Origin of the sequence: Brevibacillus porteri (assembly GCF_003013475.1) — a bacterium.
Taxonomy (GTDB): Bacteria; Bacillota; Bacilli; order Brevibacillales; family Brevibacillaceae; genus Brevibacillus; species Brevibacillus porteri.
Genome location: NZ_PXZO01000002.1, coordinates 288840 through 308646 on the forward strand (window position 1 = coordinate 288840; position 19807 = coordinate 308646).

Genomic DNA, 19807 nt, shown 5'->3' on the forward strand with positions numbered 1-19807 from the left:
TTATTTTCCCTCCCAACGATCCAATGCCTCTCGATAAGCGCTGGCTGCTGACTTGGCATCAGTTGCATCGGTGATCCCCGATAAGACAGCAATGCCCGCACACCCTGCTTTCAAAACTTGCGCCGTCCGGTCCGGTGTGACGCCACCGAGTCCGATGATCGGTGTATCCCATCGTGCTGTTATCTGCGCAAGTTCTGTTGTTCCTCTTGGCGCTAGACCTGGCTTCGAGCCACTCGCAAAAATATGCCCGTAGAGCAAATAATCGACTTGTGCGGCAATGGCTTGCTGTGCTTCCTCCACGGAATGGGCGGAACGCCCTATTTTTTGACCATTCTTCAGCACCATTCTCGCTTCCGCAGGAGACAGACTATGGTATGCCAGGTGAGCACCAGCACAACCTGACGCAGCAGCCACGTCCACCCGATCATTCACGATCAAGGCCGAAAGGGGGATGACATTCGCCAATGCCTTTACCCAGTCCATGCATTCCTTTGCAGTACGCTGCTTTTCCCGTATGTGTAAAAAGTTTATACCACCTGCATAAGCAGCTTCTGCCATTCGCAATGCCTCATCGAGCGAATGCCGACCGCTCGTAATCACATGCAGCTCACGAGTGCTCGACATCAGGTTGGACACCGCCTCCAGCGAGTGCTGTCACACACTCCTGTAGCCATTGCGTCGTTCGGTCTTCTTTGTCCGTCGGCGACTGAGCCAACAGCTCAACCACGAGCCGACGCAAGAAAAATGCCTGCTGCACGGTAAGTGGAAAGGTAATATTTTTCGGTTTGGCTTCCTGTTTCTCCAATGTCTCCACACCCGCCAGCAAAATATCACCGATGGACTCCACGAGTTCGTGAACCTGCTCATTTTGCTTCAAATCGTCATAGCAGCCATCATATAGTCTGCACAAAAGTAAAAATGCCTGTGACGACAAGGTCACCGGCTGTACATTCTGCATCGGTTCCGTCATACGTTTCCCTCCACTCACTAGAAAAAAACAAAACCTATTATATCACATCATGACCTGTATCAATGTAGAAAACCGCTGATTGCTCAGCGGTCTTTTGCCGTTCCTTCATTTCGATCATTATGGTTCGATTGTCGTAAATTTGTGTTGCGATCTTTTTCATCCAGCGTTTTGCCACGGTTTTTTCCGAGGTCCTTGCTGTTGTTGTTCTTTCCCAATTGATTCACCTCCTAAGTCGTTCATAGGATAGCGTAACCAATTCGGGTCACTTTATTAGCTGGTTGCGAGTAGTCTCTTGCGTTTGTAGATCGCGTACCCGATGGCGAACGGTACACGCCACCCGAGTAAAAAGGCCAACGTAATGAAATAAGTCACACCTGCAAAAATAAGCGTAGTCGGTACACCTGTCCACCAGGAGCGGATCAGTAAGCCAATTGGTGCAGCTACTGTCCACGTAATCAGTGCAGATAACAATTGTCGGCCCGCAGATTCATACGTTCGCTGTCCGTAGCTCTTGAAAAGCAGAATCGCGATGATCCATCCCACCAGGAAAGGGGCTAATGTTTCAATAATCCCCATGACCGTAACAGGGTAGTTATGAATGATTTTTCCGTAATAAACAAACAGCACAAAGGCGATCAGATCCCCGAGCAACAATAAATAGCCCGGTGGCGACAAACGCAGTCTCATGTATACCCTCTTTTCCGGGTCTTGTCAGAGTAAACCCTCTTGGTTCACCCCTATTGTACACATGCGCTGAACGCCCTTCAATCAATCCAAGCCTTTATTCACCAAACAGCAACAATTGCAGCTTTTGCTTGGCTTCTGGCCATTCACAGTCAAGTATGCTGAAGTATACCGAGTCGCGAATGTATCCATCTGGCAACACCATATGATTGCGCAGGACTCCTTCTCGAATGCCACCGATTCGGGCAATGGCACGTTGCGAATTCAAATTGCGCGAATCTGTTTTGAGCTGTACGCGTATACACCCCAGTTGTTCGAAGCAATGGCGCAGGAGAAGCCATTTACATTCTGTATTGACGCCCGTTTTCCAGACGGATGGGGTCAGCCATGTAAACCCGATTTCCAATCCGCGATCCTTTTTCGCTATCCCTAAAAATCTCGTGCTCCCGATGATCTGCTCATCTGCTTGGCGAATGATGACGAATGGTAATTCTGTTTGGGCTTGTTCATTTTCTAAAGCTTGCAGAATAAAAGCCTGAGCATCTTCTCTCGTTCGAATGGTAACGGACATATGCGGCCAAATCTCTTTGTATGCGCCTGCTTCCCAGATTCCATCCACATGTGTCATTCTGAGCGGCTCCAATCGGACCAGCTTGCCTTCTAAGATAACTGGTTCAATGTATAACATGTCTGTCTCTCCTCTACTGTTCTGCTTCATCCATCAAGCAGAACAGTTTCCCGAAATTTTTCCAATGATACGGGGTCGCGAGGACACTGTCAAGACAAATAGTAGGGTGTTACGCTTCTTCACTGATAATGACTTGCTTCCCTCTGCGCTTTAAGAAGAGAGGGATCAGCAACCACAGAAGCGCACAAACCAGAAAAGCAGCGGAAAGCGGCTTCGTGAAGAAGATCGAGAAGTCGCCATTCGAGGTGGTCAACGCTCTTCTCATGTTATTTTCAATCATCGGTCCCAACACAAGGCCGAGGACGAGCGGCGCCAGTGGAAAATCGTTTTTCGTCAGGAAATAGCCAGCTACCCCACAAATCACGAGCAAAATCAAATCAAACGTACTGATTTGCACAGCGTACACACCGAAAACGGAAATCGCGATAATGAGCGGAATCAGGAAATGGGACGGTGTTTCAATGATTTTGGCAAACACTTTCACTAATGGCATGTTCAAAATCAACAGCATGACATTTCCGATAAACATACTGGCAATCAAGCCCCAGGCAATCTGCGGATGATCACTGAATAATAGCGGACCCGGTTGTACGTTATACATCAATAATGCACCCATTAAAATAGCAGTGGTACCGGACCCTGGAATACCCAACGTCAATAGTGGAATCATCGCACCGCCAGAAGCAGCATTGTTTGCAGACTCTGGTGCTGCTACACCTGCAATCGCTCCTTTTCCAAAGCGGCTAGGATCTTTGCTCAGCTTTTTCTCAAAAATATACGAGAAGAAGGATGCGAGGGTAGCACCAGCACCAGGCAAAACACCAATGAAAAACCCAAGCAATGAGCCGCGTGTAATCGGTCCGGCACTTTCTTTTAGGTCTTGTTTGGAAGGCAGTACCCGCCCCACTTTAATAATTTCCTTTGTGGATTGATCGTCTTCGATAATCGTCTTGAACACTTCTCCAAGGGCAAACAACCCAACTGCTATCGTGAGGAACTCCAAGCCTTGGTACAAATCGGGAATATCGTAGGTAAACCGCGCCACACCCGAAACGGTATCCATCCCAATTGTCGCAAGCAAGAGTCCCGTGACTGTCATAATAAGGGCTTTGGTCATCGATTTCCCCCCCAGTCCGCTGACCGCACACAAGCCGAGAAGCATGAGGGAGAAATATTCAGCAGGTCCGAATTTCAAAGCGAGATCGGATAATGGATCAGCCAAAAACACAAGAGCAATCAACGCCACGAGCCCTGCGACAAAAGAACCAATCGCTGCAATCGACAACGCTGCGCCAGCACGTCCCTGTTTTGCCATCTGATAGCCGTCCAATGTCGTAACGACTGAAGAGGATTCACCCGGCGTATTTAACAAAATGGATGTTGTGGAACCACCGTACATCGCGCCATAGTAAACGCCTGCCAACAAAATCAGTGCGCTAGCCGCTGCACTTTCAGGAGGTAAGCCAGAAGTCAAAGAAGCCGTAACGGGCATCAATAACGCCACTCCGCTCATTGGACCGATGCCAGGAAGGACCCCTACCGCAGTACCGATCAGGACGCCAATAAAGGCAAAGACAAGATTATGCCACTGTAAGGCAACGAGAAAACCATCCGCCAAAAATTGCAATGCACTCATGCTAATCTATCCCCCTCCCTAGACGCCTAGCCAGGCAGGTAGTCCTGGAAGCGTACCTTTTAGCAAATGCACATAGATGACATAAACGCCTACTGAAAACAGTAAGGAAACGATTCCTGATTTAAGAATGTTTTTACTTCCCATCATAGTGAAGGCGTACAGAAGGAAAGCGAAGCTCGAGATGACATAACCGAGTTGCTCCAACACCAATACATACAAGACTGTCGCTGCCAAAATGAATAAAAACCGCTTGTATCGCAGTGGACTCTGTGACTCGGATGAGGAAGCTGCCACGCCCTTCTTGTAGGTCTCCCACAACAGTCGCAAGCTCAACAAGATCAGGATGACGCCAAGCCCAAATGGAAATATATTCGGTCCGACCTGACTTCCGTAAGCGCTAGACGAAATATTGCGACTTTCAGCAATAAAGAGTGCACCTACTAGCGCAAAAAACAGGCTGCCGATACGATCAAACATCAGGTTCATGTATACCTCCTACGGTGTGGAAAAAGGAGGGGATACCCCTCCTCTCCCTACTTCGACATACCAAGTGATGTCAACAGTTCTTTGACCTGCTTATCTTGTTCGTCCAGGAATGCTGAGAAAGCAGCAGCGTCCTTGTACTCACTTTCCCAACCGTTTGCAGCCAATTCTTTTGTCCATGTCTCATGCGTGGAAAGTTCTTTCAGCTTTGCATCCCAGTAAGCTTTTGCGTCTGCTGGCATATCAGCCGGACCGAAGACACCGCGCCAAATCGTGAACGTCGCATCAATGCCTTGCTCTTTTAACGTCGGGATATCTTTCAATTGGCCGCCGAGACGTTCATCAGAAGTAACGCCCAGTACGCGGATTTTACCTGCTTTCAGATATTCACCCACGCTGGAAGCATCTGTTGCAATGATATCTGCATTACCTCCTAACAAAGCTGCCATTGCTTCTCCGCCGCCATCATACGAGACGTATTTGACGCTTTTCGGATCAATTCCATATTTGGCTGCTGGCAATACCCCGATCAGATGATCCATCGATCCTGGAGCAGAGCCCCCTGCCAGTGTAATTTTGCTGGGGTCAGCCTTGATCGCGTCCAGCACGCTCTTGATGTCCTTGTGAGGTGAATCCGCTTTCACAACGAGGGTGCCGAAATCTTTCGTCATTTGCGCCAATGGTGTGACATTTTTGTAACCAAATGGGCTGTTCCCCTCTTTTTTGTTATTGTTAATCAAGATAGGAGGAGAGCTAACGAATAATTTATAAGGATTGCCTTTGTCTTTGCTTACATACTCAGCCAAGAACACGGTCCCCCCACCACCCGGCTTGTTTTCTACCGTGATGGTTTCCGTAACCAGCTTGCTTTCCGCCAACACCTTTGCGACCGAGCGAGCTGTCTTATCCCAGCCCCCACCTGCACCGGATGGAGCTACATACACGATCGGCTTTTCTGGGTATTTGGATGCCTCTGCGGCAGGCTGCGGCGCTTGCGCTGGTTGTGCTCCTGGACTTGCTGTTCCCGTATTTCCAGTACCTCCACCACAAGCAGCCAATGCTAGTGTAAGAAAAGTGGACACTGTGATTAGCACTTTTTTTCTTTTCATCAAACAAATATCCCCCTCAACCCGCTTATTTGTAAGCGCTATCACGCTTGAACATAATGTACCACCGCGGTCTCTAGGGGAATAGTTTTCGTGCATAAGGTCTATTTTGAAAATTAATCACTTTTTGTTCATATTGTTCATGGAACATTATGGAAGATAGCGATATTTTCTTTCCGGTCTGCCAACTGTGCCATAAATCAATTCAGCACGCGCCTTTTTTTCCAGGACCAAGTATTCTAAATACCGTCGTGCCGTTGTTCGGCTGGTTCCAATCTCGCGGCCAATTTCCTCCGCCGAGACCCCCTTGTCTCCCGTCTGTCTGATCGCCTCGATCACTTTTTCCAAAGTTAAAAGGTCAATTCCTTTTGGTGCAAACGCATCTCGATTTTTCGGGGCGACCAGCCTTCTGGTCAGCATTTGGTCAATGACTTCCTGGTCCACCTCGACAGCTTCTCTCGTCCGAATGACGTGCTCCCGATAGCTTTCTAACCGTTCACGAAACCGTTCGAAAACCAGCGGCTTGACGATGTAATCGAATACTCCGCCGCGCAGCGCTTCCTGTACCATTTCCATTTCCTTGGCTGCGGTGATCATGATCACGTCTACTTCGCGGTAATGTTGCCGAATAAACCAGACCAGCTCTGTTCCCAGCATGTCAGGCAAGTACACATCCAACAAAACGAGTTGAGGGCGGGTATAAGAAAGCAATTCTTTAGCATCCGTCCCATTCGTTGCTGTAGCAATAACTTCAAAACCTTCAATCTTGCTGACAAATCGTTTGTTGATATCGATAATCCGCATATCGTCTTCTACGATGAGAACCTCCAGCTTTCTCAAGACGCCACCTCCATTCTTTTGCGTAGGGATACTGTGAAAAGTGCACCTCCTAGCTCGCTTTTGCCAATGAGAATATAGCCGTCCAATTCGTTAATAATTCCATGCGCCTTGGCCAGACCAATTCCACGATCTTCGCCTTTTTTCGTTGAGAAACCGTGCTCGAATATTTTTTCTCGCAATTCTTCCACAACTCCCGGTCCCGAGTCCTCGATTTCGAACATGATCTCATCGCCCGTGTCAGATAAGTAACACTCCACTCGTTTGTACTCGACGCTTGGCTCATTGACCGCTTCCAACGCATTTTGGATCAGTGTCCCTAATAAAACCACGATCTGCTGTCGGTTGATCGTCGGTGGGAGCTCCTTCAAGTGACTGTCGTGATGGATGACGAATTGAATTTTCAACTCCTTGGCCCGGTTGTGCATGCCTAACAGCAATGCCCCTATTAACGGATCTGGAATTTGCTTCGCCAAAAACAAAATCATCTCTTGCTGTGCGGACGTTTCACTCGTAATCAGCTCGACCGCTTCTTGAATCGAGCCAAGCTGTAATAAACCAGAAATGGTATACAACAAATTGTGAAATTCATGTGTTTGGGCGCGAAGAACATCCGCATAACGCCTCGCTTGGGACAACTCAGAAGCTAGCTGGTCAATTTCCGATTTGGGACGAAAACTGCTGACTACTCCTACGACCTTCCCTCCGAACTTGATCGGAAGTCGATTCACAATGATTTCTTTTCCGCTCATAATGGACTCGCGATCTAATTGATGCTCACCTGATTCCAGAACTTCTGGCATACGACTGTCTGGTAGCACTTCCACGATATCTTTGCGATGAAACTCTTCTTCCGGTAGGTTCAGAATACGAATGGCAGCCTTGTTCATCATCGTGACGCGCTTATTGCGGTCAATCGCCACGATGCCTTCGCGGACTGACTCCAGTACAGCATTTCTCTCTACGTACAAGGATGCGATCTCCTCTGGCTCCAATCCCAAAATTAAGCGCTTTAAATAGCGACTGAGTGCAATCGCACCAGCCACACCACACAACAAGGCGAGAAGAGTCAGGATCAGGATGCGGTCTTGGTAGAGGTCAATGGCCTCCTCGATATCTTCCAGCAGGAACCCAACGGATACGATTCCGATGATGTCCCCTTTTTCATTTTTGATCGGCACCTTCCCTCTCAATGATGGTCCCATGCTGCCGACCGCCTTCGATATGTAAGATTGACCATGCGAGAGTCCTGGCTCGTTATCTCCTCCCACCATTTCCTTTCCAATCCGCTCCAGAATCGGATGCGCATACCGAATTCCCTCATGATTCCCCACGACCACAAACTCTGCTCCGGTTTGCATCCGGACGTTTTCAGCAATGGGTTGAATGAGCGCAGGAGGGTAATCGCTTGAAAAAGCACTACGCAGTTCAGGATCGCTGGCAACAATTTTCGCCACACTCAATGCTTTTTTGCCCACCTGCTCTTCGATCGAAGACGCAACAATGGAAGAAAATACCGCGCTAACTAACGAAACAATCAGAATAATTACAATAGTAATCAACAAGATCATTCTCGTTTGCAAAGACATTTGGATTTTGCTTGTCGTCACAGCTCGCTCACCCCTTGTTTCATCTTACCATCCCAATTAGGAAAAAAGGTAGAATCATTCCCATTGTCAATGGCGAAGCTTGTCGTTGCAGGTTGTCTTTTTACGACGAAAAATCAGGTATTAGGCCTTCTTTCCCCCAATATAATGTTACAACTTGTATTCAAGACAAACTAGGGCGCTTGTCCGAATACGAGACATCTTGAAAAGCAAAGGAGGGAAAGAAATGAAGACGCAGACGGTATCAAATGGAATTGTTACCCTGACGAAAGAAGGCGAAGAGGCAATCAAGAACAGTCCTCTTTATAATGAAGGTCTTCGGCCAACGAGGACGGCAGAGCACAACTGGACATCTTACAACTTCGCCAGCTTGTGGATCGGAATGTCGATCTGTTTGCCGACGTATGCTATGGCGGCAGGGTTAATTTCCTTGGGTATGAACTGGTGGCAGGCCATTTTGACGATCATTCTCGGTAACTGTATTGTCCTTATTCCCATTCTTCTCAACTCTCATGCCGGGACGAAATTTGGCATTCCGTATCCAGTTTTTGCGCGCCTATGGTTCGGCTCCAAAGGAGCGCACATCCCTGCTGTCGCACGCGGTTTGATTGGTGCTGGCTGGTTTGGCATCAACTGTTGGTTCGGAGGTGCTGCCATCGATACACTCTTGATGTCGATGACAGGCTGGGCGAATGTTCCCGGACATCTCTGGATATCCTTCTTTGGCTTTTGGCTGTTAAACGTATGGGTCGCTTATCGCGGTCCCGAAGCCATCAAAAAAATGGAGGCTTGGGCTGCTCCCATCCTGATCATCATGAGTTTGGCTCTCCTCGTCTGGGCGCTTACGAAAGCCGGCGGATGGGGACCGATGCTCTCAGCACCTTCGAAATTCACTACCAACGCAGAATTCTTGAAGGTCTTCTTCCCAGCATTGACGGGAGCCATTGCTTTTTGGGCAACAATGGCCCTCAACATTCCGGATTTCTGTCGGTATGCCAAAAGTCAAAAAGCACAAATCATCGGACAATCCTCTTCGTTACCAACCACGATGGGTTTCTTCTCGTTCATCGGAGTTGCTGTCGCTTCTGCTACCGTCGTGATTTACGGAGAAGCGTTGTGGGACCCTGCTGCCGTGTTGGCTAAATTCTCGCCTTTCGCCATTTTCCTTGGAACGATTGGAATTATTCTTGCCACATTGACGACCAACGTAGCGGCCAATATCGTTGCTCCCGCCCGAGCAGTGGAAAATCTGGCCCCTCGCCGTTTCTCGTATGAAACCGGCGCTATCATCGCCGGGGTCGTGTCTCTCTTGATGCAGCCTTGGTACATTCTAGAGAACTTCGGCAACTACATCTTTTTATGGCTCGGAACGTACGGTGCCTTGTTAGGCCCGATCGACGGAATAGCTATTGCCGACTATTGGCTCGTGCGCAAGCGGCGCATTCATTTAACAGAATTGTATAAAACAAACGGAATCTACGCCTACAAAACGGGCTTTAATGGCAGAGCAATCTGGGCGATGCTAATCGGGATTGCGATTCCTTTTATAAGTAAATACATTCCAGGATTATCCATTATTTGGGACAACGCTTGGACTATCGGGCTACTGATTTCACTCGTACTTTACACGTGGATGATGAAAAACGACGCTTCGATTTTGAGTGCCAAGGATTATGAAAAAATTACAGCAAACAATAAACAAACGATTGCTTCCTAATAGCAAGCTACAAAAAAAGACTGGCTGCCCCATTGGGTTTGCCAGTCTTTCGTTTCATTACTTACTCTACCATTTGAATTGACTGATGGACTCTTGCAGCTCTTGAGAAAGCTCATTCAGGTTCGCGCTGGAACGGGCGATTTCTTGCATGCTGGCAAGCTGTTCTCCTGCCCCTGCCGATACTCCTTGGCTATGTACGGCTGCTTCTTGTGCGAGGCGATTCATTTCATCCATAGCAGATGCGACTTGCTGTATGCTTGCCGACATTTGCTCGGTAGCAGCGGACACGTCCTGAATTTGACCCGCAACCTCCTGAGAAGACGCTACGATACGTTGGAAGGTGACACCCGCTTCTTGAACAGCTTCTGCACCTTTTTTCGCCTCTTGGGTTCCATCCATCATGACATGCACGACTTGCGTGGTTTCTTGCTGAATTTCCCCAATCAGTCTCGCAATCTCGCGCGCAGATTCCTCTGACTGTTCTGCGAGTTTACGAACCTCATCCGCTACGACAGCAAATCCCCTGCCGTGTTCTCCTGCACGCGCCGCCTCAATCGCTGCGTTGAGCGCCAGCAGATTCGTTTGGGAAGCAATTCCAGTAATCACATCAACAATTTGGCCGATGGCTTCTGACCGTACGCCGAGCAGTTGCACGAGATCCGCTGCGTGATTCACCGAGTCGGAGATCGTATTCATCTGATCAACGGCTTGCTGAATATGAATGCTTCCTTGCTCCGCATCCTCTGCTGCCTGCGCCGATGATTCAGAAACGGCTCCGGACGTATCGGCAATCCGCTGGATGGCAATCGACATTTCTTCCATGACACGAACACTTTCTTGCGTACGTTGCGTCTGTACTTCGGAGGCAGAGGCAATTTGCTGCACACTGCTGATCGATTGTTCTGTTGCATAAGCGGACTGCTCCGCACTCGCAGACAATTCCTCAGAGGAAGCAGCCACTTGCTCACCCGCCACTTTTACTTGTTCAATCAATGAACGGAAATTCGTTACCAATTCATTGAACGCAGTACCAAGTGTACCTACCTCGTCACGAGTCACGTAGGTGACGGGAGCAACCGCCATATTCCCACTTGCCAATTGCTGCATGCGGCTTGAAACAACCCGAAGGGGATCAGCGATCATGCGGGAGATGATCCACCCCAGTACACTACCGATCAAGATCGACAGTACGCCTACGACGATCAGGAATGTAATCGCTTCTTGAGTCTCATCTTGGTTTTCCTTTTGCATGTCGACTGCCTGCTCAGATTTGTAATTCGCCCATTCGAGCTGTTCCTGATTAATCCAATTCAGCGTCTTATCCGTTGCACGATAAAACGAATAGGCTTGATCCGCTTTCCCCGCCTGGATCATTTTCAAGACCTCGCCCTGGTCTTTGCGATACTGCTCGATAAGCTCCTTTAGCATCGTCACTCTTTCTTGTTCTTGGGCATCCAGCTTCGCGTTTTGGAGATATTGGAACGATTTGTCTGCTGTTTCCATCCGTAAGTCCAGTTCCGTTTTGTATTCAGCAAAGACCGCAGGAGATGGATCGAGAATCATTTTATAGACCAATCCGTCAATCGCGCGGATTTCTTGTCTCCAATCGTTAATCCACTTAACGGGAAGAAGCTGCTCTTCATACATGGCCTGCATGCGTTCACCTGAGACTTGCACATGAAAAAATCCGGTGAATCCGACAGCACACAAAAAGACGGCCATCATCACAATCAAGCTAAATAGTTTGGCTCGGGTGCTGAGGTTACGTAATAGACTCATCGTTGCGGCAATCCTTCCTCTGTCAAATAGGTAAGCTAGAAAAAGCGTGAATATTGTCTAATCTTACCAAAGTTTGTCGAATAAGTCGATAGTCGTAGTCGCTTACTCACACATCGAGCACAGATAGAATCACAATCTCTTCAATTTGAACGTCAGGCTCATAGCAAATATAATACGTTAGCTCCGGGCTGATCCGATACCGAATCCCCCGGTATCCACAGTCAATCAAATACGCACGCACCTTATCGCCTGTCCATTCCAGCCACTCTTCATAGCCCATATCATTCTGTCTCTGTTCGAGTTCCTCTTCTGAATAAGCAGCGCGCAATGCATCAATGCGTAGTTCATTTTCCCCATAGCGCTCGTCCAAACAAACGAGACCCTGCAAATGTAGCTGCTGGCTCAACACAACTGCCTTCTCCCCATTGGTCTCTGCATGACAAATCGCATACTGTGCGGCGATTTCCGGATTGCTCACCAAGTAAACACCAGCGCCAAACACTGCCTTTGCACTCGCACCGTTTGTAAAATGGCGACGTTCTGCCCTCTCATACTTTTGCGCTTTGACGACGCGTAGTCCCTCACCGTATTCGACCCCTCGATATACAATCTGCCTCATCCCTGAACGCTCCTTTTGACTCTGATGGAATCCTTCCAATGATGTGAAAAGGAGGAAGGCGCGTATCCGGCACCTCCCTCACTCTTGTATTAAGGTAATAGCTTTACCATATCTTCGTAAGTCTCCGGTCTGCGGTCCCGGTAAAATTGCCACGTATCCCGCACCTCATAAATTTTGTTACGGTCCATTACAGCGAGAATGACCTCATCCTGATCCCGACTCCCCAAGGCAACAAATTGCCCTCGCGGATCGACCAAGTAGGATTGTCCGTAAAACTCTCCCATGTTCCAAGGTGCTTCTGTCCCTACCCGATTGATCGCTGCCACATAATAACCGTTGGCAACGGCATGAGCAGGCTGCTCGAGCTTCCACAAGTATTCAGATAAGCCGGCGACAGTCGCGGACGGATTGAATACAATTTCCGCCCCATTCAGGCCCAGCAGTCGTGCGCCTTCCGGAAAATGGCGGTCATAGCATATATACACCCCGACCTTGGCAAAAGCGGTTTCAAAAACGGGATACCCAAGATTGCCGGGCTTAAAGTAATATTTCTCCCAGAATCCGCACCCGCTACTGCCCACTCCGACATGCGGAATATGCTGCTTGCGATATTTGCCCAAATACGTGCCATCCGCGTCAATCACAGCGGCAGTGTTGTAATACGTACCGATCCCCACGCGCTCGTACACAGGTAAAATGAGTACGGTTCCTAACTCGTGGGCAAGGGAAGAGAAAAGTTGCACGGTTGGTCCATTTGGGACTTCTTCCGCTGATTCATACCATTTCGGTTTCTGTTCGGCACAAAAATACGGGCCATAAAAGATCTCTTGCAGACAGATGATTTGTGCCCCCTTGGCTGCCGCCTCCCGCACCATCCTCTCATGCTTCTCAATGGCTTTTTCTTTGTGCAAATGAACCGGTTCGTCTCCATGGATATCGTTTTTCGCCTGAATCAAGCCGATGCGAATGATATCTGCCATAGTCGCCCTCCTCGCCTTTTTTGCGCTCGCATTGATTACGGTCTTGTAAAGGTCGATCGTTTTACAAAGCGTCCAGCCCCGGCTTGACCGACGAATTGCTGATCGCGAATGACAAATGACCCGCGCGAAAGCACCGAGATGATATCGCCATTCACCACTATTCCTTCAAATGGATTGTAGTCGACATTCATATGGTGAGTTTCAACGGAGATCGTGCGCTTCACCATTGGATCAAACAATACGATATCCGCGTCCGAGCCTACTGCGATCGTTCCTTTTTGCGGGAACATCCCGAACAGTTTGGCTACTTTTGTAGAGGTCATATTGACGAACTGATTAAGGCTGATCTTGTCCTTTGCTACCCCTTCCGAGAAGAGGAGACGCATCCGGTCCTCAATGATTGGTCCACCATTCGGGATTTTCGTGAAATCCTCTAGCCCCAGCTCTTTTTGGCCAGAGAAATTAAAGGAACAATGATCGGAGCCAATCGTTTGCAAAATGCCATTTTTCAACGCGCTCCACAGGACGTCCTGATTCCACTTTTCCCGAAGCGGAGGGGACCAGACGTACTTCGCTCCTTCAAAGCCCGGCTTCTGTAGATCCGTAATATCGAGTACCAAATATTGCGGGCACGTCTCCCCGTACACATTCCATCCTTTTTCGCGAGCCTCTGCGATTCGGCGCACAGCTTCAGCACACGATACATGCACGACATACAGCTGGGCATCTGCCAGTGCAGTCAGTGCAATCGCACGTCCCGTCGCTTCTCCTTCTGCTTCAGGTGGGCGGGTATAAGCGTGGTACACGGGGTCTGTCTGCCCTTTTGCAAGCGCCTGCTTGATCAAATAATCCAGAACGTCTCCATTCTCCGCATGGACCTGTACAAGGGCACCTAGTTCCTTCGCCCGAACCAACGTTTTAAATAGCGTCTCATCATCGGCCATCAGCACATTTTTGTAGGCCATGAATACTTTGAGCGAAGTAATCCCTTCATTTCGTACGACTGCTCCTAATTCCTCGAGTACTTGATCGTTCGCATCGGAAACCATCAGGTGGAAGCCGTAGTCAATGACCGCTTTGCCCCTTGCTTTTTCGTGCCAGGTCGAAATGGATGAATGCAATGGCTCCCCTTTATTCGTCAGGCAAAAATCGATGATGCTCGTCGTCCCGCCAAATGCTGCTGCCTTCGTGCCTGTATAAAAGTTATCGGAAGTAACCGTTCCGCCAAAAGGCATATCGAGATGGGTATGTGGGTCAATCCCACCTGGGAAAACATAGTATCCGGTAGCATCGATGACCTCGGCATCTTTCCCATCTAGATTGGAGCCGATTGCGACTACCTTTTCCCCTTCGATCAAAATGTCCGCCTGATACGTGTCTGACGCTGTCACGACTGTGCCATTTCGAATCCATTTTTTCATCCGATGATCATCTCCCCTTCAACCCGTCACCGAGTAGACATGCCTTCCCTTGTACACGCTATGCCCCCCACGCCGAAATCATGACTTGCTTTACAGCTCGCAGCTGCCACCTGCAGCCAAAGCAGCCTGCCGCTGATTCCAGCTGAGAGGGGCTTTGGCGCTCGGAATCTCGACCATCTCGATCGTTCCTTCCACTGGACAAACGATGGAGCACAAATTACAGCCTACACAATCTTCTTCTCGTACGACTAAGCGCTCTTTGCCCGTCGCTGCATCAGCAACAATGTCAATGCATTGATGGGAAGTGTCCTCACAAGCGATATGACACTTGTTGCAATGAATACAGGTCTCTTCATGGATGCGCGCCACGACCTTGTAATTCAGATTCAGATGGCCCCAATCCGAGTACGTCTGTACCGCTTTGCCGACAATATCCATCACGGACGCAATTCCACGCTGATCCAGGTAATTGTTAAGCCCATCAATCATATCTTCGACGATCCGGAATCCATGATGCATGGCAGCCGTACATACTTGAACACCCGTTGCTCCCATCAGCAAAAATTCAACGGTATCCCGCCAATCAGATATTCCGCCAATACCTGAGATCGGGATACCAACCTTGGGATCGCGTGCACATTCTGCGACCATGTTCAGGGCGATTGGTTTGACTGCTGGTCCACAATAGCCGCCGTGCGCCCCTTTTCCATCTACATGTGGGATCGGCAGCCATTTGTCGAGATCAACCCCCATCAAGCTGTTTATGGTGTTGATCATACTAATGGCATCGGCCCCCCCCTGGCTGGCGGCCCGCGCTGTAAAGCGAATGTCCGTAATGTTTGGGGTAAGCTTGACGATGACAGGGGTTTGGGCGACTTCTTTTACCCATTCGACCTGTTGCCGGATTAAATCTGGATGCTGACCGACCGCAGAGCCCATCCCGCGTTCTGCCATTCCGTGCGGACAGCCAAAATTTAGTTCCAGACCGTCTACGCCGATTGCTTCCACCTTTTTGACAATCTCGTGCCATGCTTCCTGTTTATGTTCAACCATGAGCGACGCAATCAACGTGTGCTTCGGAAAACGGCGCTTCGTTTCATCCATTTCCTTCAAATTGACCTCAAGCGGTTTGTCCGTAATCAGTTCAATGTTGTTGAAACCAAAGACGCGCTGTCCACCGAAGTTCAGTCCTGCAAAGCGGGAGGTGACGTTGATGATCGGCTCTCCGAGTGTCTTCCAGACCGCGCCACCCCAGCCCGCTTCAAAGGCACGTTGTACTTGGTAGCCTGAATTGGTCGGCGGCGCAGAGGCCAACCAGAATGGATTCGGGGATTGGATTCCCGCCAGATTAATGCTGAGATCTGCCATGATAGAGCTCCTCCTTTATACCGGCTGTTTTTGATCACTGAGCGATTGATGGATGGCATGAGCCGCTCGTTTCCCATGATTGGCTGCGTCGACTACCATCGCATCTGTCTTGCCTCCACCAAAAATGACATCGCCCGCCGCATAAACTTTGACATGGGAGGTTCGATAGGTGCCTTCCTCGACCTCGACAATCCCATTTCGGTGTTGGAGCCCAAATGATTCAATCAATGACAGGTGTCTGTTTTGTCCGATCGCTTTGACGACATAATCGACTTCAATGACAAAATGACTGCCTGGAATTTCTACTGGACGCTTTCTTCCTTTCTCATCCCGCTCACCTAGCTCCATTCGCACTAGTTCTAATCCCTTCACTCGGCCGTTTTCCTCCAATACACGCGTTGGGACAACGAGCCAGCGGAACTCTACGCCATCCTGCTTGGCGAATTCGTACTCAAACTGATAACAGGACATCTCCTGAACTGTCCGTCGGTACAAAATCTGAACATTGTCTGCACCCAGCCGTTTCGAACAGGTGGCAGCGTCAATCGCCGTATTCCCCGCACCGATGATGACGACTTTTTTGCCGAGCATTTCGTCTGATAGTGCCTTGGTCTTGGTGTCCTCCACCAGTGCGATCGCATCGAGGACACCTTCCAGTTCTTCTCCCGGAATATGCAACTGAGGGACATTGCCCATACCAGTTGCCAACAGGACGGAATCATACTGTTCCAATAACTCTTCTGGCGCTACATCCACACCGATTCGCGTATTGGTACGTATCTCTACCCCCAATGCCTCTACTTGCTCTACTTCCCATAGCGATATTTCCTGTGGCAGACGGAAAGAAACGATGCCGTACGTGTTCAATCCTCCCGCCTTTTCCTTTGCTTCAAATACCGTAACCGCGTAGCCAAGACGCGCAAGCTCACGTGCTGCTGATAATCCCGCTGGGCCCCCTCCGACGATGGCTACCCGTTTTCCATTTGCTTCGCCTTTTGAAAAAAGCGTTGCTTGATTTTGGATTGCCCAGTCTGTCGCGTGACGCTGGAGAAGACCGATCATGATGGGCTTGGAAGCTGAATTTAGTACACAGGCACCTTCACACAGCTCCTCGGTTGGACATACGCGCGCACAGCTCGCCCCGACAGGATTGGATTCCATGATAGTCCGGGCTGATCCGTACAAATTCCCGGTCGCAATTTTTTTGATGAAGGAAGGGATGTTAATCGACGTGGGACAAGCCTTAATACAGGGTGCGTCGTAGCAATACAAGCAGCGATTTGCCTCATGGATGGCTTCCATCGGTTTTAGGGCAGGCACGACTTCTGCGAAATTTTTCGCGAGCTCATTGGGAATGCTCATCTGTCCACAACCTCCTCACCAGATCTAAACATGCTTGCTATTAATCAATGTGCGAAATCGTTTTTTTATGATTGTTACATTTCGTATTTGCCTAGCAAGGAAACGAAATCAATCTGCTTGGATTGACATGAATGATTTCATGTTCGAATAGGATAAAAACAAACAAGGAAGAAAGGGCCGTCCCGTATGAAGGATTACGACCTGGAGATCAGGGTATTGAAACAAAAAATCGCGGATGCACATGCGCTTCTCAACCAATTGGAAACCGAGCGCAAAAACTACCTGACACAACTCGAAAGGCGCAAAGCGTTTCTCTCTTCACGTGAAATACTAGACATCCTGGAGACCAAAGCTGGTCGTGCTGGCAGTATGGCTACCGTCAAACGCTGGGCAGATCAAGGCTATTTAGGGGATTGGATAGACGAACGGGAGACCTTCCCCCTTTTGGTCAGTAAACAAGGAAACAAACGATTTCTTTTTCCTCGAGAATCCGTGCTCACTTATCTATATAAAAAAGGGTATCTTCGCCCGAGCTACGAGGTTTTGGATCGAGTCCAGCTCACAAGAGATAGCACTTGCTGCTGGGGAATCATCACCTCCGTCGAGCGAAGCGATCAGCACTTCACCTACCAAGTCCAATTGGAAATAACGGGAGAAGTATTGTTGTCGGTATCAGAAGAAGAACTGCTCATCCCGTAAGGAGGCACTATGGAACTGGCCGTAATCACGCTGGAAAATACAGTTGCCAATCAAGAGAGATCACGACAAATCCGCGACTTGCATAAAAAAAAGGGCCAGACCCTCGCCATACGATTTAGCGAAGAACTGACCCATATTATTTTAGAAGCACCATGCTTGTATTTCCCCGACCAGGAATGGTTGAACGAAGCTGTTGTCATCGAAGGAATCGTAAAAAAATCAGCGGAGTACTACGAGCTGCACCCGCGAACCAAAGGGAAGACTGTCAACGTTCACCTTGATTCAGAATTGGTCGCTGAGCTGGAGCTCATTCGCTCTCTCGTCAGCAGCAAAACGCAGCAGGAAGTCCTTCGTGAGTTGTTCGTTCGAGGCATGCGGTCGTATCTGGCCGAAAAGGAAGCAGCCAGCACGCCCATCATCGCTAAAAAAGAACGATAGTCCCTGCTCTCTACCAGGTAAACGTGATTTTGTCGCCCTTGATTTGATAGCGAACCGTGTAAGTCTGATTCTTCTCTTTGAGGCTGACTTCAAACACAATTGCTTTTTTTGTCAGATCAGGCTTGACTGTATTGACATCCAACATTTCAAACGGCTCGTTTGCCTTTTTCTCCATTCCTACAATTTCTATCTTTTCATGGGTAGTAACATGATAAACTCCCACACCCATCATTGTCTGATACAAGATCCAGTTGTTGTCCAGCCATGTTACTTCATCGATAAAATAACCTGGAAATAGTTGGGCTTGCGGTGTGTAGTCTGGCTGATAGAAGCGAATATTCGCGGTATTGTACAAATTGTCTGAATCAATCACCGCGATTTTTTTCTTGTCTGGTGATGGGATTCCAGCTTTTTTCGCCAATTCGGTTTTTTCTTTTTCCGTTTCGATTCTCAGTTTTTCGATCAAGAACAGGGAATCTTCTTTGGAAAAGACAATGTTTTTTACGTCTTTCAAATCAGCGAGCTTGTCTTTGCTCGGAAAATTACTGTAGATGGTTAGCGTGGCATCATCTGGCATGCCATCGTAGGCAATCCCTCTGGATGGATACTCCCACGCGTATGTACCGATTCCTCTGAGGTGGTACGAAAAATCCGGCTTACCCCATGCACCAAAGATAGAAAAATCAGCATATTGAGCGGGTGCCCCTAATTTTTCACCATAGTCTTGCAAATTTTTAGCCATATCAACAAGTACTTTTGTATCAGCGATTTGATCACGACGATAAATCGAAATGGCTTTTACTTTATCCTGAGCAAACGTGAAAAACAAGTGATAGCCCTGTTCCGCATAACCAATCAACTCAAGCTTTTCATCGGAAAAATGCGGCTTACCCAAGACTCGGACGATCTCGTCTTTTCTAGTAGCGGTCGTAATACCTTTTACAACTTCGCCTTTATAGGAAGGTTCAACGAGAACGGCAAACGCTTGCTTGTTTTCGTCCCACTTCATGCTGATTCCTTGTGAATAATACACATAATCATCAAATTCTTTCACGGATTTCCCCAGTAGCTTCGTAAGCGAATCTTGTTTCCACTGATGGGAAGTGAAGGTATTCACGAGCAGCCCTTTTGACAAATCTGCTGGTGCCTGCACGGATTTTCCCGTACCGCTTTGCGGCGTGCTTGGCAATGTCGTTGATGCGCTTGCTGCGAATGCTGTCGAAGCAAACAAACAGCTGGACAACAGTAGCATTATCGCTTTCTTTTTCACTTCATTCCCTCCCAAACTATCAGCATGACTATACAACCATCGCCATAAAACAACGGTTATCCCTAAATTATACCAGAAATAGACAAGATCCGCTAAATGGATTTTTCAATCCATTATCCATGTAATAGAATAAAGCGTCCTTT

The 19807-nt window shown here is 48.5% G+C and carries 20 protein-coding genes; 3 read left to right on the forward strand and 17 right to left on the reverse strand.

Features of this window, described 5'->3' with window-relative positions; genetic code table 11:
* The 10 genes from C7R92_RS03440 to C7R92_RS03480 form a co-directional block, all read right to left on the reverse strand.
* A complete protein-coding gene (locus C7R92_RS03440) occupies positions 1–624 on the reverse strand; it encodes a thiamine phosphate synthase (protein WP_106833255.1) in 624 nt (207 codons plus the stop codon).
* Entirely contained in the window at positions 608–970 is a 363-nt protein-coding gene (locus C7R92_RS03445) for a hypothetical protein (RefSeq protein WP_106833256.1), read from the reverse strand. Before C7R92_RS03445 ends, C7R92_RS03440 begins: the two co-directional genes overlap by 17 nt.
* Positions 971–1053: 83 nt before the next feature.
* Entirely contained in the window at positions 1054–1185 is a 132-nt protein-coding gene (locus C7R92_RS33085) for a hypothetical protein (protein WP_255344520.1), read from the reverse strand.
* 55 nt (positions 1186–1240) lie between these two features.
* A complete protein-coding gene (locus C7R92_RS03450; protein ID WP_106833257.1) occupies positions 1241–1657 on the reverse strand; it encodes a DUF3054 domain-containing protein in 417 nt (138 codons plus the stop codon).
* A gap of 94 nt (positions 1658–1751) precedes the next feature.
* The gene (locus C7R92_RS03455) at positions 1752–2342 is read right to left on the reverse strand and encodes a GNAT family N-acetyltransferase (RefSeq protein WP_106833258.1); all 591 of its coding nucleotides are present in this window, start codon (positions 2340–2342) and stop codon (positions 1752–1754) included.
* A gap of 109 nt (positions 2343–2451) precedes the next feature.
* On the reverse strand, positions 2452–3978 hold the full coding sequence (locus C7R92_RS03460) for a tripartite tricarboxylate transporter permease (RefSeq protein WP_106833259.1): 1527 nt from the start codon (positions 3976–3978) through the stop codon (positions 2452–2454).
* 18 nt (positions 3979–3996) lie between these two features.
* Positions 3997–4464, reverse strand: coding sequence for a tripartite tricarboxylate transporter TctB family protein (locus C7R92_RS03465; protein ID WP_106833260.1), 468 nt, complete (start codon positions 4462–4464; stop codon positions 3997–3999).
* A gap of 47 nt (positions 4465–4511) precedes the next feature.
* Positions 4512–5570, reverse strand: coding sequence for a tripartite tricarboxylate transporter substrate binding protein (locus C7R92_RS03470; RefSeq protein ID WP_017249101.1), 1059 nt, complete (start codon positions 5568–5570; stop codon positions 4512–4514).
* 147 nt (positions 5571–5717) lie between these two features.
* Complete coding sequence (locus tag C7R92_RS03475; protein WP_069845461.1) at positions 5718–6371, reverse strand: response regulator; 654 nt, start codon at positions 6369–6371, stop codon at positions 5718–5720.
* A 32-nt stretch (positions 6372–6403) separates the two neighbouring features.
* Complete coding sequence (locus C7R92_RS03480) at positions 6404–8014, reverse strand: ATP-binding protein (RefSeq protein ID WP_106833261.1); 1611 nt, start codon at positions 8012–8014, stop codon at positions 6404–6406.
* Between the two features lie 223 nt (positions 8015–8237).
* Here C7R92_RS03480 and C7R92_RS03485 point away from each other — a divergent pair, with 223 nt between their 5' ends.
* Positions 8238–9728 carry an NCS1 family nucleobase:cation symporter-1 gene (locus C7R92_RS03485; protein WP_106833262.1) on the forward strand — a complete coding sequence of 497 codons (1491 nt, stop codon included), beginning with the start codon at positions 8238–8240 and terminating at the stop codon, positions 9726–9728.
* Positions 9729–9794: 66 nt separating this feature from the next.
* Here C7R92_RS03485 and C7R92_RS03490 read toward each other — a convergent pair whose 3' ends face one another.
* From C7R92_RS03490 to C7R92_RS03515, 6 genes are all read right to left on the reverse strand, one after another.
* The gene (locus C7R92_RS03490; RefSeq protein ID WP_106833263.1) at positions 9795–11507 is read right to left on the reverse strand and encodes a methyl-accepting chemotaxis protein; all 1713 of its coding nucleotides are present in this window, start codon (positions 11505–11507) and stop codon (positions 9795–9797) included.
* 106 nt (positions 11508–11613) lie between these two features.
* The gene (locus C7R92_RS03495) at positions 11614–12126 is read right to left on the reverse strand and encodes a hypothetical protein (protein WP_017249106.1); all 513 of its coding nucleotides are present in this window, start codon (positions 12124–12126) and stop codon (positions 11614–11616) included.
* Positions 12127–12215: 89 nt separating this feature from the next.
* On the reverse strand, positions 12216–13106 hold the full coding sequence (locus C7R92_RS03500; protein WP_106833264.1) for a nitrilase-related carbon-nitrogen hydrolase: 891 nt from the start codon (positions 13104–13106) through the stop codon (positions 12216–12218).
* Between the two features lie 35 nt (positions 13107–13141).
* Positions 13142–14527, reverse strand: a complete 1386-nt coding sequence (gene hydA / locus C7R92_RS03505; RefSeq protein WP_106833265.1) for a dihydropyrimidinase — start codon at positions 14525–14527, stop codon at positions 13142–13144.
* A 90-nt stretch (positions 14528–14617) separates the two neighbouring features.
* Positions 14618–15895, reverse strand: a complete 1278-nt coding sequence (preA, locus tag C7R92_RS03510; protein WP_106833266.1) for an NAD-dependent dihydropyrimidine dehydrogenase subunit PreA — start codon at positions 15893–15895, stop codon at positions 14618–14620.
* Positions 15896–15910: 15 nt separating this feature from the next.
* Positions 15911–17257 carry an NAD(P)-dependent oxidoreductase gene (locus tag C7R92_RS03515; RefSeq protein WP_106833267.1) on the reverse strand — a complete coding sequence of 449 codons (1347 nt, stop codon included), beginning with the start codon at positions 17255–17257 and terminating at the stop codon, positions 15911–15913.
* Positions 17258–17473: 216 nt separating this feature from the next.
* On the opposite strand from C7R92_RS03515, the gene C7R92_RS03520 reads away from it, so the two are divergent.
* Positions 17474–17956: a hypothetical protein gene (locus C7R92_RS03520; RefSeq protein WP_244195633.1), complete on the forward strand. Its 483-nt coding sequence runs from the start codon at positions 17474–17476 to the stop codon at positions 17954–17956.
* Positions 17957–17965: 9 nt separating this feature from the next.
* Positions 17966–18394 carry a hypothetical protein gene (locus C7R92_RS03525; RefSeq protein ID WP_017249112.1) on the forward strand — a complete coding sequence of 143 codons (429 nt, stop codon included), beginning with the start codon at positions 17966–17968 and terminating at the stop codon, positions 18392–18394.
* 10 nt (positions 18395–18404) lie between these two features.
* On the opposite strand, the gene C7R92_RS03530 is transcribed toward C7R92_RS03525, so the two are convergent.
* Complete coding sequence (locus C7R92_RS03530; protein WP_106833269.1) at positions 18405–19664, reverse strand: hypothetical protein; 1260 nt, start codon at positions 19662–19664, stop codon at positions 18405–18407.
* Positions 19665–19807 lie beyond the last annotated feature (143 nt).

What these genes read in the sequence shown, in the direction of transcription:
- C7R92_RS03440 (WP_106833255.1), bottom strand. Translation starts at nt 624, where the DNA reads ATGTCGAGCACTCGTGAGCTGCATGTGATTACGAGCGGTCGGCATTCG.
- C7R92_RS03445 (WP_106833256.1), bottom strand. Translation starts at nt 970, where the DNA reads ATGACGGAACCGATGCAGAATGTACAGCCGGTGACCTTGTCGTCACAG.
- C7R92_RS03450 (WP_106833257.1), bottom strand. Translation starts at nt 1,657, where the DNA reads ATGAGACTGCGTTTGTCGCCACCGGGCTATTTATTGTTGCTCGGGGAT.
- C7R92_RS03455 (WP_106833258.1), bottom strand. Translation starts at nt 2,342, where the DNA reads ATGTTATACATTGAACCAGTTATCTTAGAAGGCAAGCTGGTCCGATTG.
- C7R92_RS03460 (WP_106833259.1), bottom strand. Translation starts at nt 3,978, where the DNA reads ATGAGTGCATTGCAATTTTTGGCGGATGGTTTTCTCGTTGCCTTACAG.
- C7R92_RS03465 (WP_106833260.1), bottom strand. Translation starts at nt 4,464, where the DNA reads ATGAACCTGATGTTTGATCGTATCGGCAGCCTGTTTTTTGCGCTAGTA.
- C7R92_RS03470 (WP_017249101.1), bottom strand. Translation starts at nt 5,570, where the DNA reads ATGAAAAGAAAAAAAGTGCTAATCACAGTGTCCACTTTTCTTACACTA.
- C7R92_RS03475 (WP_069845461.1), bottom strand. Translation starts at nt 6,371, where the DNA reads ATGCGGATTATCGATATCAACAAACGATTTGTCAGCAAGATTGAAGGT.
- C7R92_RS03485 (WP_106833262.1), top strand. Translation starts at nt 8,238, where the DNA reads ATGAAGACGCAGACGGTATCAAATGGAATTGTTACCCTGACGAAAGAA.
- C7R92_RS03490 (WP_106833263.1), bottom strand. Translation starts at nt 11,507, where the DNA reads ATGAGTCTATTACGTAACCTCAGCACCCGAGCCAAACTATTTAGCTTG.
- C7R92_RS03495 (WP_017249106.1), bottom strand. Translation starts at nt 12,126, where the DNA reads ATGAGGCAGATTGTATATCGAGGGGTCGAATACGGTGAGGGACTACGC.
- C7R92_RS03500 (WP_106833264.1), bottom strand. Translation starts at nt 13,106, where the DNA reads ATGGCAGATATCATTCGCATCGGCTTGATTCAGGCGAAAAACGATATC.
- hydA (WP_106833265.1), bottom strand. Translation starts at nt 14,527, where the DNA reads ATGAAAAAATGGATTCGAAATGGCACAGTCGTGACAGCGTCAGACACG.
- preA (WP_106833266.1), bottom strand. Translation starts at nt 15,895, where the DNA reads ATGGCAGATCTCAGCATTAATCTGGCGGGAATCCAATCCCCGAATCCA.
- C7R92_RS03515 (WP_106833267.1), bottom strand. Translation starts at nt 17,257, where the DNA reads ATGAGCATTCCCAATGAGCTCGCGAAAAATTTCGCAGAAGTCGTGCCT.
- C7R92_RS03525 (WP_017249112.1), top strand. Translation starts at nt 17,966, where the DNA reads ATGGAACTGGCCGTAATCACGCTGGAAAATACAGTTGCCAATCAAGAG.